At 63.0% G+C, this 12,484-nt stretch carries 12 protein-coding genes; 4 read left to right on the top strand and 8 right to left on the bottom strand.

Annotated elements, in window-relative coordinates; all coding sequences use genetic code 11:
* Positions 1-105 precede the first annotated feature (105 nt).
* Positions 106-573, top strand: coding sequence for an Lrp/AsnC ligand binding domain-containing protein (locus BUA69_RS06915; protein ID WP_046133716.1), 468 nt, complete (start codon positions 106-108; stop codon positions 571-573).
* Between the two features lie 156 nt (positions 574-729).
* Here BUA69_RS06915 and BUA69_RS06910 read toward each other — a convergent pair whose 3' ends face one another.
* From BUA69_RS06910 to BUA69_RS06895, 4 genes are all read right to left on the bottom strand, one after another.
* Positions 730-1,317 (bottom strand): exopolysaccharide biosynthesis protein, encoded by a 588-nt coding sequence (locus tag BUA69_RS06910; protein ID WP_052950345.1) that lies wholly within the window; start codon positions 1,315-1,317, stop codon positions 730-732.
* A gap of 152 nt (positions 1,318-1,469) precedes the next feature.
* Complete coding sequence (locus tag BUA69_RS06905; RefSeq protein WP_052950346.1) at positions 1,470-2,288, bottom strand: DeoR/GlpR family DNA-binding transcription regulator; 819 nt, start codon at positions 2,286-2,288, stop codon at positions 1,470-1,472.
* Positions 2,285-3,301 (bottom strand): hypothetical protein, encoded by a 1,017-nt coding sequence (locus BUA69_RS06900; protein WP_046133717.1) that lies wholly within the window; start codon positions 3,299-3,301, stop codon positions 2,285-2,287. The genes BUA69_RS06905 and BUA69_RS06900 overlap by 4 nt, the downstream gene beginning before the upstream one ends.
* A gap of 37 nt (positions 3,302-3,338) precedes the next feature.
* Positions 3,339-4,328 (bottom strand): extracellular solute-binding protein, encoded by a 990-nt coding sequence (locus tag BUA69_RS06895; protein WP_052950347.1) that lies wholly within the window; start codon positions 4,326-4,328, stop codon positions 3,339-3,341.
* A gap of 127 nt (positions 4,329-4,455) precedes the next feature.
* On the opposite strand from BUA69_RS06895, the gene BUA69_RS06890 reads away from it, so the two are divergent.
* Entirely contained in the window at positions 4,456-5,520 is a 1,065-nt protein-coding gene (locus BUA69_RS06890; protein ID WP_046133718.1) for an ABC transporter ATP-binding protein, read from the top strand.
* A 4-nt stretch (positions 5,521-5,524) separates the two neighbouring features.
* A complete protein-coding gene (locus BUA69_RS06885; protein ID WP_052950348.1) occupies positions 5,525-7,165 on the top strand; it encodes an ABC transporter permease in 1,641 nt (546 codons plus the stop codon).
* Between the two features lie 309 nt (positions 7,166-7,474).
* Here BUA69_RS06885 and BUA69_RS06880 read toward each other — a convergent pair whose 3' ends face one another.
* From BUA69_RS06880 to BUA69_RS06865, 4 genes are all read right to left on the bottom strand, one after another.
* Positions 7,475-8,152: a DUF2161 domain-containing phosphodiesterase gene (locus BUA69_RS06880; RefSeq protein ID WP_046133720.1), complete on the bottom strand. Its 678-nt coding sequence runs from the start codon at positions 8,150-8,152 to the stop codon at positions 7,475-7,477.
* 956 nt (positions 8,153-9,108) lie between these two features.
* Positions 9,109-9,816, bottom strand: a complete 708-nt coding sequence (locus BUA69_RS06875) for a VIT1/CCC1 transporter family protein (RefSeq protein WP_046133721.1) — start codon at positions 9,814-9,816, stop codon at positions 9,109-9,111.
* On the bottom strand, positions 9,813-11,225 hold the full coding sequence (locus BUA69_RS06870) for a sensor histidine kinase (RefSeq protein ID WP_052950349.1): 1,413 nt from the start codon (positions 11,223-11,225) through the stop codon (positions 9,813-9,815). Before BUA69_RS06870 ends, BUA69_RS06875 begins: the two co-directional genes overlap by 4 nt.
* Complete coding sequence (locus BUA69_RS06865) at positions 11,222-11,878, bottom strand: response regulator transcription factor (protein WP_046133722.1); 657 nt, start codon at positions 11,876-11,878, stop codon at positions 11,222-11,224. Before BUA69_RS06865 ends, BUA69_RS06870 begins: the two co-directional genes overlap by 4 nt.
* A gap of 131 nt (positions 11,879-12,009) precedes the next feature.
* Between BUA69_RS06865 and BUA69_RS06860 the strand changes: the two genes are divergently transcribed.
* On the top strand, positions 12,010-12,477 hold the full coding sequence (locus BUA69_RS06860) for a DUF2271 domain-containing protein (protein WP_046133723.1): 468 nt from the start codon (positions 12,010-12,012) through the stop codon (positions 12,475-12,477).
* Positions 12,478-12,484 lie beyond the last annotated feature (7 nt).

The following is a 12,484-nucleotide window of genomic DNA, read 5'->3' as shown; positions in this document are numbered from 1 at the left end:
ACCCGCTATTGCAGCGCATGCTAGGGCTTTACCGGCGTATCTCCATTGGATTAATCGCAGGGGATTTCGTATATTTGACGCCAATGGCGACGATATGGCGTGGAAATGACGGAACTGGATAAAACGGACCGGCGCATCCTCATGGAATTGCAGCTGGATGGGCGGGTGTCGAATGCGGAGCTGGCGCAGCGACTGGGGCTGCCGCCGACCTCGCTGAGCGACCGGTTCAAGCGGCTGGTGCGGCAGGGCTTCATCACCGGGTTCGGGGCGCGGCTGGATCCGCACCAATTGGGCTATGGGCTCCTGGTGTTTGTCGAGGTGACGCTGGACAAGACCACGCCGGACGCTTTCGAGATGTTTGCCCAGGCGGTGCGGCGGGCCCCGGAAATCCTGGAATGCCACATGGTGGGCGGGGGGTTCGACTACCTGATCAAGACACGGCTGGCCGACATGAACACCTATCGCCGGTTTCTGGGCGAGGTGCTGCTGGCGATGCCGGGCGTGAAGGAAACACGGACCTATGCAGTGATCGAGGAGGTCAAGAATGACGGGCCGCTGCCGTTGATGCTTTAGGGGGCAGTTGCATCGTCTAGGTCGGCAGAAACCGGCCGGAATCCAAGCTGTGGCCTGTTTGCAGGCTGGGTGATGCGGCTGGCCTTCAGAATGGATCCCGGCCTGCGCCGGGATGACATTGTGGGTGGGGCAGTCATGTCAGGCAGCTAATTCGGGCTAAAAGATCAGCCAGATGAACATGGCAGCGGCGCCATAGACGAGGGCCAGGGCAAGCAGGAGCAACAGGCCATCCTGCATGGTTATGCTGAGGCCGAAGGTGGCGATGATGACGCCGGCGCCGGTGGAGGCGCCGGGGAAGAATTCCAGCGGCGGCATGGTGAGCGCGACCAGCACGCAGACCGCGGCGGCGAGGCGGATGCCCAGAGGATTGACCAGAAAACGCAGGCGCGGCTTGCTGACCTTGCCGATCCAGCCGGCAGCAGGGCGCATGAACTCGACCACCTTGAGGGTGCGCTCGGGTGACATCGAGGCATTGGCGAGTTTTTGCGGCAGCCAGATGGTCTTGCGGCCAAGGATGATCTGGGCGGCGATCAGGATGACCGTCACCGCGATCACGGTCGGCAGGGTGGGGATCAGGCTGAGGGGGGAGACCACCACCATGGCCGGGAAGAACAGCAGGGGCCCGGCAAAGCGGCGGCCGGCAATGTCCTGGATGGTGGCGACTTTGATGCCTTCGCCGGCGCTGGCGCGGTCGGCGAGCTTGTCGACCAGGCTGCTGAGGGTGTGATCAGTCTGTTCTGTCAATCAAATCGATCCCATGGACGCATCATGACGCAAAGCCGTAGCGGTCGGAATTGCAGGCAACAAATGGAATATCCGTGATGTTGGGCTAATTGTCCGTCGTCATCGCGCGCACCGCAACCGGTTGGGATGCAGCCACGGGAAGCCCGGTAGCTTCAATCCAGCGTAATGACGCGGAGCGCGGCGAGGGTGGCCGGGTCGTCGAAACGGATGGCGGGGTCGCCATTGGTGATCAGCACGTCGACATTGGCCAATTGGGTGACGACATGGGGGGCGCGGCGCTCGAATTTTTCGCTATGGGCGACGAGGATCACCTGGCGGGCATGGGGCAGGATGGAGCGAACGAGATCGACCTCCATCGGATCGAATTCCTGCACCGTGCCTTCACGGTCGATGGCACTCGCGCCGATGACGGCGACGTCGAACTTGAAGCGCTGGCGGCTGTCGTCCGCAATGGTCAGCACCGAGGAGTCCTTGTTGCGCACATAGCCGCCATAGACATAGACGGTGGCATCGGTCTTGAGGGCGCAGGAATGAGCGACTTCGAGATTGGGCGTGGCAATCAGCACGCCGGGATGACGCGCCAGGATTTCGTGCAGGGAATCGAAGGTGGTGCCCAGGCCGACAAAGATGGTGGCGCCGGGAACCAGGAACTCCTCGAGCGCAGCGACCAGCTGGCGCTTGACCGCGACCTGGATGGTGTGGCGCTCGTCATGGGTGTGATGGGCAACGCCGGGGGAGGCGAAGGCGCCGCCAAAGCCCTTGTGCAGCAGGCCCTGATCTTCCAGCGTCCGCAGGTCACGGCGAATGGTCTGGTAGGTGACGTCAAAGCGGGCCGCAAGCTCGGCGACCGAGGCGGCGCCATGGGTTCGGACGGCCTCGAGGATAGCCTGGCGGCGGTCCGCAGGCCGGCCGCCTTCGCCAGGCGCGGAATCGCCCGCAGCGCGCAGGCGGGGGGCGGTTTCGCCGCTCATTTCAACCGCACGCCCAGATAGGAGCGGTCATCGGTCAATTGGGAGGCTGTCGTGCCCTTGGTGCTCATATAGCGGCCGATCTTGTGAATATCCTCGGCCTCCACTTCATCGAAGGCAGCTTCCCAGGAAGCAACGCCGAATCCGGTGCCCGGCTTGAAGTAACCGTCGGAGAATAGCTCGATGGTTTCGATGTCGGCCAGGGCATAGGAGCGGGATTCGACATAGCGGTTCGGGACGGCGAACCCATCAATGCCGCCATAGCCCAGGACCGGCTCGGTGATGTTCTGGAACTTGCCCTGACCATGGGCGATACCGTGCTGGATCAACAGCAGCAATTCATGCTCGGGCACAGCGGGAAGGTGGGCGCGGCAGGCGGTGAGGGCGCGCGTCTCTATAGTCGCAACGATCTCGGGATTGGCGGTGACGGCACCAGACAGCTGGTTCTGGGTGCCCTGCCAGGTCATGGCCGAGGAGAATTTGTCGCATTCCTGGATGGAATGGCCGAGCGCGGCGAAATAGTGCCAGGCCTCGCGGCGCAGGATGGCGGTCACGTCGTCGAGGGGTTTGAGCACTTGCAGGGTATCATGGCCGTTGATGCGGATGCCGCTATCGCCGACGGCCACGACTTCGAGCCGGTCGCCAATCAGCATGGCGGCCATGACGGTGCAGCCGCCGCGCAGCTTCCAGTCGGCTTCGACGGCAGCAAGGGCGCCGTGCTCGACATAGCCGGCATGGATGGCGGCGCCGAGATAATCGACGAAATGCTGGGCGCCCTGGAATTGCAGCTCGGGCTTGTCGCGCTGACCCTGGGCGAGCAGGAACACCTCAATGGCGCGCTGCACGGTGCGGGAGGCATATTGGCCCGACAGCATGCCACCATAGCGCGTACCATTCCGGTCGGTTACGCCGTCGATGACGGCGTAACCCATGTTTGGCATGACCACGAGGCTATCTTCATTGGTCTCTGGGTGACCGAACTTCTTACCCAGCGTGAAAGCTTCCAGTTGCCTCATTTGGTCCTGCTCTAGTCGTGTTCGGAGGGAGTTGAGCTTATTCGCCGATGGCAGTGCGCCACTGGCCGAGCACAGCTTCAGCGCCGCCGAAATCGCCAAGCGGTTTGACATTGACCAGGGTCAGATCGGCCAGGTTGGGCGTGCCGGCGGGGCCAGCAACGTCGAGGCGGACCGAGCGGCGGCCGATATCGTTGGCCAGCTTTTCCTGGGTGGACTTCGACATGGCCCAATCGATAAAGGCCTTGCCGCCTTCGGGGTTGGGGCCACCCTTGACCAGGGCAACGCCATCGGGGGTAGCCGCAGTGCCATCCGCCAGGTGGACGATGGCGATCGGTGCGCCGCCCTGAACATATTCAAGGGCATTGTCTTCCAGCGTCAGGCCCATCGCGGTTTCGCCGTCGGCGACAAAGCGCGGCACGGCGCCAGAGCTGTCGGAGAAGACAAAGTTCTTGGCGATCTCGGCATATTTGTTCCAGCCCTCATCACCAAAGACTGTGAGTACGGTCTGCAGCTGCTGCATGGCCGAGCCCGACCCATCGGCGCGCGCGCTGGCGATCTGGCCGGACCATTTCGGATCGGCCAGTTCGGCCCAGGTCTTGGGCGCCGTATCGAGCGGCTGCATGTCGGTATTGACCGCCAGAACGTAGACCACGGCTGTGTAAGGGGTCCAGGAAGGATCCTTGATGAATTGGGGATCGACTTGATCGAATTCGGGTGGGGTATAGGGCTCGAGCAGGTCGGCCAGTTCGGTGAGCTGGCTGCCCGAAATCGACCAGATGACGTCGGCGGCCGGGGCGCCAGATTCGGCCCGGGCGCGCTTGGCAATATCGCCGGAGCCGAGCTTCACCACTTCGGCCTTGAGACCGGTTTCCGCCTCGAAGACGGGCAGCAGCGTGTCGACGATGGACGATTTGTGCGCGGTGTAAATGACCACCGGACCTTCCTGGGCGAAGGCAATCGAACTGATGCTGGTGGATGCAATCAGTGCGGCAGACATTGCCAGAAATGTACGCTTACGAATGTTCATTCGGATCCTCCCTTTTCGGTTTTGATCAAACCAAGATCGAAATGATCCTGAACCACTGCAAAAATTGTTGCAATACGAAAGTTTGTCGGTGTCATATAGGGCGCTGGAATGTGCGGGGGAGAAACGCATGAGCTATCTGACGGTCGCCAACGCGACAAAGCAGTTCGGTGCGACCTTCATGGCGCTGAACGGCGTTTCCATCGCGGTGGGGAAGGGGGAGTTCTTCACGCTTCTGGGGCCGAGTGGCTGCGGCAAGACCACGCTGTTGCGATCGATCGCCGGTTTCAACGATTTGACTGCGGGCGAGATCACGCTGGATGGTTCAAACCTGCGCATCGTGCCACCGCATCAGCGCGATATCGGCATGGTGTTCCAGGACTATGCGGTGTTTCCGCATCTGAGCGTCTTCGACAATGTTGCCTTTGGGCTGAAGCCGCGCAAGGTGCCGGCTGCCGAGATCAAGGCGCGGGTGACAGAGGCACTGGATGCCGTGCGGCTGGGTGCAATGGCCGACCGCCTGCCAGCGGCGATGTCGGGCGGACAGCAGCAGCGCATCGGGCTGGCGCGCGCCATGGTGATCAAGCCGCGCCTCTTGCTGATGGACGAGCCCCTGAGCAATCTGGACGCCAAGCTGCGCATCGAACTGCGCGAGGAAATCCGCGATATCCAGAAGCAGGTCGATATCGCCACCATTTATGTGACGCATGACCAGGAAGAGGCCCTGGCCATATCCGACCGCATCTGCGTGATGAATGCCGGGCGGATCGAGCAGGTCGGTACACCCGAGGAAATCTATGGCAATCCGCAGACGCGGTTCGTGGCCGAATTCGTTGGCACGCTCAATGTGCTGACGGCAGGCGCGGCGCTGAACGGGTTGCTGGGGCAACTGGGTCTGAACGCGCCGGGAGCGGCGAGCTGGGCAGTGCGGCCCGAGCGTCTGGGGCTGGACGCAACTGGTGCTGCCAGTGGCGACGACATGGTGGCAGTGCCGGGCACAGTGGCCAAATACACCTATCTCGGTCGCGAAGCGCATGTGCAGGTCGACACTCCCCTGGGGATGATCGTGGTGCAGGTGGCCAATCCGGGGATGGCGGCGTCGCGGGAAACCGGTGAGCCGGTGAGCGTGCTGGTGCCGCGTGACGTGCCAATGGCGTTTGGCGCCGATGGCGCGCGCCTCAGCACTGGAGGATAGCGCCATGCCCCGTCTCAATTTCTGGACCGTGGTAATGGTCCTGACCTGGCTGCTGCTGTTCGTGCTGCTGTTCATCCCGGTGGGGTCGGTGCTGGTCTCGAGCCTGTATGACCAGAGCGGTAATTTCACGCTTGCCAACTACGCCAAGTTCCTGACCGAGCCGCGGTTCCGGGTGGCGTTCCTCAATACGTTGATCGTAGGCGTGGGCGGCATGGCGGGCGCCTTGCTGCTGGGCTCGATCATGGCGTTCTGCGTATCGCGCTTCGTCATTGGCGGCGGCAAGTTCGTGTCGCTGCTGGCGATCCTGGCGCTGGTGTCGCCGCCGTTCATCGGGGCCTATTCCTGGATCGTGCTGTTCGGCGCGGGCGGGGTGGTGCGCGGTTTCCTGCGTGACATGGGTATCAATATGCCGCCCATCTATGGCGTCGGTGGCATTCTCGTGGTGTTCTCGCTCAAGTTCTATCCCTATGTGTACCTGATGGTTTCGGGGGCACTGAGCAATGTCAACCGCTCCCTGGAAGAGGCCGCCGAGGGGCTGGGACTGACGCCCTGGCAGCGCACGTTCAGGATTTCGTTCCCAATGGTGTTTCCAGCGCTGACGGCGGGCGGGCTATTGGCGCTCATCCACGCCATCGCCGATTTCGGTACCCCACGCCTGCTGGGCCGTGGGTTCAACGTGCTGGCGACCGAGGCGTTCACGCTCTATTCGGCTGAGGTGGGATCGAACATGTCGATGGCGACCACGATCAGCGTGGTGCTGATCCTGGTGTCGATGGTGTTTGTCATGCTGCAGCGCTACATGTCGCGGCGCAACGTCTATCATGGCAACATGATCAACAAGCCGACCCGCATCCAGCTGAATGGCTGGCGCAACTGGCTGGCGCATTTCGGCGTCTATTTCATCGGGCTTTGCGGCGCCATGCCGGTGATCGTCTCGGTGATCTATTCGTTCCGCAAGACCAATGGGCCGGTGTTCCAGGAGGGTTTTGCGCTGCAGAGCTATCAGCGCATCCTGTTCAATCTCGGTGATGTCGTGCGCAATTCGCTGACCTTCTCGATCGCGGCGGTGATCCTGATCGTGCTGGTGGGGACCGTGGTCGGCGTGCTGGTGGCGCGGCGCACCAATCTCAACACGGCGCTGCTCGATGGGGCGTTCATGGTGCCCTATGTGATGCCGGGCATCGTCATCGGTATCGCCTTTATCGCGGCGTTCAATACCGGGCCTATCGTGCTGACGGGTACGGCGACGATCATCATCCTGTCGATCTTCATCCGCCGTCTGCCCTATACGGTGCGCACGACAGCCTCGTCGCTGCGGCAAATCTCGCCGAGCATGGAGGAGGCGGCGGTTTCCCTTGGCTATAGCCCGTTCCAGGCCTTCCTGCGGATTACCGTGCCGATGATCGTGCCGGGGATCATTGCCGGTGGCATGCTGAGCTTCGTGACGGCGATCAACGAGTTGTCCTCGTCGCTGGTGCTTTATGTCGGCAGTACCATGACCATGCCGGTGCGCATTTACCTGCTGATCCTGGATGGTGATTTCGGCACGGCCGCGGCGTTGTCGACGGTGTTGCTGGTGCTCAGTGGCGCTGCGGTTTACATCGCGTTCCGCTTCATGGGGCGGAATGAGCAGGCGCTGCTCTAGCGGCGGTGGACAAAGAATGAAAAAGCCCGCAGCTGTTGCTGCGGGCTTTTGTTTGGACGCGCCGCCCCAGGGAAGATGGGCGGTGCCGGTGTTGCCGCCCCTTGGGGCACAATCCTGCCCCTGTTCCGGATTAGACTGCATGACGTGGTTGGGCAGGCAATCTCGTCGGTTCGGGGCTGGGCGAGCACCGGTTGACGGCGGATCACGTCGACGCGTCTCGAGTCGTCATCGAAGCGGGGCCGGGCCGGCTGGACTTTCGTTGGCGAAAGCTGCCGGTGCGGTAGTCGACCACGCTCGCCGCGAGGGGGCCTATGGGGTCTCGGTGCCGGGCATGGTATCGCCCTGCGGGGGTGCCATGGCAGCCCGGCCGAGTTCGGTCAGGCCGTAGACGCCCCGGCTTTCGCGGACGAACCAGCCATAGACATTGCGGCGCAGAATTGTCGGCGCGCGCGCCACCACCGCCTTGAGCTGTTTGGGGCTTTGGGGGCCAGCCAGCAGGGACGATGCGCAAAGCAAGCAATCCTGCCGATAAGCGGTCATGATCGGCTTGCCTCGACCGCCACCTTTCTGGGGATCGCCTATCCGGCGCTTGTGTTCCTCCAGGAGGCGGGAGCGCCGTTTGGGATCGCGGCGCGGCATCGCGGCGAGGGGGGCGACGATAACGTCCACCTGCCCAGATGCGGAAACGGCAATGAGCCCGAAGCCGAGGCGTCGGCACAGATTGCGGAACCGGGCGTCATGCTCGCGACCTTTGCCGGTCTTGGAGGATCGCGCCGCCAGCCAGACTTCGTCGCAGATCGTCGCGCGATTGACGCCTTGCATGACCAGCTCCAGATTGAAGCTCAGTTTCATTTCACAAACGATGAGGACGGACGGATCGCCGTCTTTCACGCCGACCAGGTCGCAGCCATTGACCTCGCCTTTGACGGAATAACCCGCGCCTTCCATGAAGGCCTTCAGGGGAAGATAGAGATCAGTCTCAGCCATCAAGCCTGCCAGTCCGGATGTACGCCCGAATGCTGTAGCTGAGTCTGTGCTGTAGGCACCATTAGCTCACCTTGAGACGCACTGAAGATAAAGGGAAATCAGTCGGAAATCCTACGGAAATGCGGAACTGTGTCCTTCGATAAATACTGACGTGCCAAAAAACAAAGCTTGATTGTGCCACATCGGTTCAGCGGCCGGGCAGCCAGCTGAGGTGAGATCACCGCTGTAGCTCAAGATTGTCTTCTGGTGTCGCCTTGGCGACAACAGGTCGTCCCGAAGCTGATGCCGGGCCAGCGTTTGTCGCCTCAGGTGTCGGTGCGGAGCAATCCGAACGCGTCGCGCTACGATAGCGACCCAGCGCCCCGGGGACGTACCGAAAAGAAGTTCTCAGCCAACTTGGCACACGTTTCGTTCACTGCCTGACGCATGACCGCGACCGAGAGACGATCAAAAGGGCCTGCGGAGATATCGACCGGTGGATGCCGCGTTCATTCCGGCCCTGGGGCAGGGTGCACTGATTGTCGTGGGTCCGGAACCTCGGCACCGTTGCCTAGAGGTTGCATCCTGGGAATGAGGCGTTGCTTTTGCGCCCGCGCAAAGGCCGATGCCAACCTGCTGAAGGAACTAGCCGTCGCATGACCTACCGCATGGCGACATCGCCGAAAGCGGTGTGCTGAATGCTCCGGCAGCACGCCGACATGAGTGGGTTCGCCGAATATCGGTTGCCGACTTGGCGTGTGCGCCGCTTACCATTTAGCGGCAAGACTGTGGGCGTTGGCCGACATCGTGCTCATTTTCATTAATTGGGTGAAAAATGAACATCCGCATGGCCTCTACGGCACGCGTGGCGTTGCGAAGGCCGTCGCTACAGATTTTGACTGCAGCAGATGGCGTGACCACGGGCCAAGTGGGGCGACCTCGTCGAGCGCTATGGCTCGTTCACTGATACGGCGACACTAAACGCTTACGCCGAAAACACGACCAACCAGCGCGGTAACTGCCATGGCTGCTGCGCCCCAAAACAGGACGCGCAACGTGGCCCGCAACTTTGGGGCACCGCCGGCCTGGGCCCCCAGCGCGCCGAGGCCCGCCAGACAGATCAGGGTGGTGACTACCACGACTGGAATGGTTGCGCCCGCCGGCGCCAGCACGGCCGCGATCACAGGCAGGGCAGCGGCGAGGGTGAAGGTCAGGCCGGAGGCCAATGCCGCCTGAAGCGGATTGGCGCTATGGACGTCTGAGAGGCCCAGTTCCTCCCGCACATGGGCAGCTAGGGCGTCCTTCTCGGTCAGCTCTCTTGCGACCAGCGCCGCGGTGGCCGGCGACAGCCCGCGCGATTGGTAGATCGAGGCGAGTTCGGCTTCTTCCTCGGCCGGTGTGTCGACCAAAGCCTGCTTTTCGCGCGAGATGTCGGCGCGCTCGATATCGGATTGCGAACTGACAGAGACATATTCGCCCGCCGCCATGGACATGGCTCCGGCCGCAAGGCCGGCAATGCCCGCGATCAGGATGGCCCCAGGTCCGGGGTCGGCGGCCGCGACGCCCACGATCAGCGACGACACCGAGACGATGCCGTCGTTGGCCCCCAGCACGGCCGCACGCAGCCAGCCGGAGCGGTTGATGAAGTGAACTTCTTCGTGGGCAGACTTGTAGGGAAGGGTCATGCTTTCACCTTGATATCGGCGCCCGTTTCGACGCCATAAATGGTCTGGTCATTATCGCATCTTGGGAGCACCATCACGGCCTCAAAGCCATCCATGGCGCCGGATGCCGGGGAATGCAGGACCAGCGCGCCGCCTGCCTGTTCGAGAATGGTGCGGGCAATGGACAGACCAAGTCCACTGCCATCGGCGGTCGTATCGCCGCGCGCGAAGGGCTGACCGAGGCGCGCCAGGTCGGCCGCAGCGACCAGGTCGCCGTGATTGATGACCCGCACCGCGCCGGTCCCGGCGACAATGACCTGCACCGGCTGGCCCGTCGCGCCATGCTTGAGGGCGTTCTCGACCAGATTGCGCAAAGCGATGGCAAAGGCATCGGGATCGATGGCTGCAACCAAGTCGCCGGCGGCGACCTGCACGCGGTCGCGCCAGAGCGTACTGGCGTTGAAATCGTGCACAACCATGTTGAGCACCGGCAACAGGTCTGCCTGTCGATCTGACTGGGCAAAACCCGTCTCGACGCGGGCGAGCTGCAGCAGCTTTTCCGACAGCTTGGCGAGCTTTTTCAATGCGGCCTCGATCTCGACCAACCGGGCCGCGCCCGGGCCGTTGCCCAGTTCTGCAGCCAGTTGCTGGGTCTGTGCCAGCGCGCCGGCGATGGGGGTGCGCAATTCATGGGCGCTGCGCGCCGCAAAGGAGCGCTCGGCATCGAGTGCCGACTTCAGCCGGGACATCAGGGCACCGACGGCCTCGGCGATGGGGGCCAGCTCGGCGGGATGGCCATCCGACAGCAGGGGCTCCAGGTTCTTGCTGTCGCGCTTGGCAATATCGCGGCGCAGGGCCTCCAGCGGCCGGAGCGCCAGGCGCATGGCCAGCCAGACACCGCCGGCCATCAGGGGCAGCAGAGCGAGCAGGGGGAAGCCGAGGGCGGAGATGGCGTCCATCAGTCCGTTCAGGCGGCGGTCGCTGGTTTCCACGATGAGGATGGAAAAGCCGGTACGATCCGTCAGCCCAAAGGTTCGCTGACCATCGATATCGGCAAAACCGTCCGGCAGGTCTGCCGGCAGCGCGAAGTCGGCCGCCTGATGATCGCGCAGCACGATGTCGCCCAGGCTGTCGAACACGACATAGGTGAAGCTTGAATCGTGCGGTACCGGCCGGGCGGGCCTGTCGTCGTCGCCCCCCTCATCATCGACGCGGACGATCTGCCGCCCGCCATCGCCCCGCTCGCGCAGGTCGTGTACCGCCAGCGGCAGCAAGCGTTGGGCGCTCTGTTCCAAACTGTCGTCATAGGCTTCGTTGAGCTCATGCTGCATGACGCTGACTGAAATGGCAGCAGCGCCGATCCACAGCAGGGCCATGCCGGCGGTCAGGCCAAGCGCGAGGCGCAGGGCAATGGAGGGGCGCCGCTTCACGCCTTCACCTGGTAGCCAAGGCCACGAATGGTCTGGACGAAGTCCCGCCCGAGCTTCTTGCGCAGCCGGCTGACATAGACTTCGACCGCGTTGCTCGCCACTTCGGCGCCGAAGGCATAAAGCGAATCCGCGATCTCGGACTTGGTGACGATGCCGCCGCGGCGCGCCAGCAGGCGTTCGAGCACGGCCCATTCGCGGGCGGTAAGACTGGCATGGGCGCCGTCGATGCTGGCAATGCGCCGTCCCAGATCGATGGTCACGCCTGCGGTGGTGATCTCGGGCGTGGGATTGCCGCCATAGCGACGGGCCACCGCAGCGATGCGGGCGCCCATCTCGGCCAGGTCGAATGGCTTGACGAGATAGTCGTCGGCGCCGGAATTGAGACCCTCGATGCGTATGGCGACCTGGTCCTGCGCCGTGGTGATGATGACCGGAACGGCATTGCCGGCGGCGCGCAACTGCTTGAGCAGATCGAGGCCACGGCCGTCGGGTAGGTTGAGATCGAGCAGCACCAGCTCATAGGGCACGCTGGCCAAGGCCAGGCGGGCATCGTCGAGACGCTGCATCCAGTCAACCGCATGGCCGGCAGCGAGCACATGGTCGCGGATGGCGGCGCCCAGCACATGGTCATCTTCGATAAACAGCACGCGCATGTTGGCTCCCCAGGACCGACTACCCCGCCAAGCTTACACCAGGCTGAACAAGAAACCTTGTCCGCTTCAGTCTGCTGTCAGCTTGCCATGTTTAAAACTCCCCAACGACATACCGATCAGGAGCCTCGACCATGAAAAAACTCGCCGCCTTATTGATGCTGGCTACGGCGCTCAGCGCCCCCAGCATGGCCATGGCCCGGGATGTCAGCATCCAGACGAGCCTGGTGCAATATTCCGGTCATGCGGCTTATCTGGCCGTCTACCTCACCAATCCGGACGGCAGCTACAATTCCACGCTCTGGGTTTCGGGCCATAAGACGAAATATTACGGGGACCTGCGCGGCTGGGCCCGAGCAGTATCGAGGGGGGGATCGCTCAATCTCGATGGCATTACCGGCGCCAGCGTCGGCAGCGGCGATACGCTGACCGTCCATGCCAATCTGGCCGATACCCTGCTCGATGCCGGCTACCAGATCCGCGTCGATAGCGCCGTCGAGAATGGCGGCCAATATGCCGACGACGCCGTGATCGATCTGACGTCCACGCCCGCCACGGCGAGCGGCACGGGCTATGTCAACACCATCTCCCTTGGTCTCTAGCGAGCAG

The sequence above is a fragment of the Devosia limi DSM 17137 genome, from assembly GCF_900128975.1.
Classification (GTDB): Bacteria; Pseudomonadota; Alphaproteobacteria; order Rhizobiales; family Devosiaceae; genus Devosia; species Devosia limi.
This window is presented reverse-complemented; position numbering and strand designations above follow the sequence as displayed.

Bases quoted from the DNA above. Each gene is read 5' to 3' on its own strand.
- BUA69_RS06915 (WP_046133716.1), top strand. From the start codon at position 106: ATGACGGAACTGGATAAAACGGACCGGCGCATCCTCATGGAATTGCAG.
- BUA69_RS06905 (WP_052950346.1), bottom strand. From the start codon at position 2,288: ATGAGCGGCGAAACCGCCCCCCGCCTGCGCGCTGCGGGCGATTCCGCG.
- BUA69_RS06900 (WP_046133717.1), bottom strand. From the start codon at position 3,301: ATGAGGCAACTGGAAGCTTTCACGCTGGGTAAGAAGTTCGGTCACCCA.
- BUA69_RS06895 (WP_052950347.1), bottom strand. From the start codon at position 4,328: ATGAACATTCGTAAGCGTACATTTCTGGCAATGTCTGCCGCACTGATT.
- BUA69_RS06890 (WP_046133718.1), top strand. From the start codon at position 4,456: ATGAGCTATCTGACGGTCGCCAACGCGACAAAGCAGTTCGGTGCGACC.
- BUA69_RS06885 (WP_052950348.1), top strand. From the start codon at position 5,525: ATGCCCCGTCTCAATTTCTGGACCGTGGTAATGGTCCTGACCTGGCTG.
- BUA69_RS06880 (WP_046133720.1), bottom strand. From the start codon at position 8,152: ATGGCTGAGACTGATCTCTATCTTCCCCTGAAGGCCTTCATGGAAGGC.
- BUA69_RS06875 (WP_046133721.1), bottom strand. From the start codon at position 9,816: ATGACCCTTCCCTACAAGTCTGCCCACGAAGAAGTTCACTTCATCAAC.
- BUA69_RS06865 (WP_046133722.1), bottom strand. From the start codon at position 11,878: ATGCGCGTGCTGTTTATCGAAGATGACCATGTGCTGGGCGCCGCCATC.
- BUA69_RS06860 (WP_046133723.1), top strand. From the start codon at position 12,010: ATGAAAAAACTCGCCGCCTTATTGATGCTGGCTACGGCGCTCAGCGCC.